This is a genomic window from Brevibacterium sp. SIMBA_078 (assembly GCF_046534565.1).
GTDB lineage: Bacteria > Actinomycetota > Actinomycetes > Actinomycetales > Brevibacteriaceae > Brevibacterium.
In genome coordinates, this window is sequence record NZ_JAWRYQ010000272.1 from 1 (window position 1) to 266 (window position 266).

The 266-nt window shown below is 44.7% G+C and carries 1 protein-coding gene; it reads right to left on the bottom strand.

Annotation, left to right across the window (positions count from 1 at the left end; genetic code table 11):
- The coding region (locus SB749_RS19700) for a TonB-dependent receptor plug domain-containing protein (protein WP_410711793.1) at window positions 1-266 on the bottom strand (266 nt) is incomplete at both ends.

Sequence of the window (266 nt, forward strand, 5' to 3'; positions counted from 1 at the left end):
AGGGTTACCTGCGCCCAGCATTAGCCCCGTTGCTCCTCTAACTATTTCGATACGATCATAAATTGCGGTATCGGTTAGGTTATCTCCATAATTAAAGCGGGTGTCATAGGTGGTTGCTATGCCATCATAAAGTATGCTGGTGACACCAATGCCTCGGGCTGAAATAGAAAACTTGCCATTATCTGCTTCTCGAGCATTTATGCCTGTCACACTGGTTATAGCTTCAATTGCGGTGTTTAGTTGTTGGTCTGCCATAAAATCGCTTG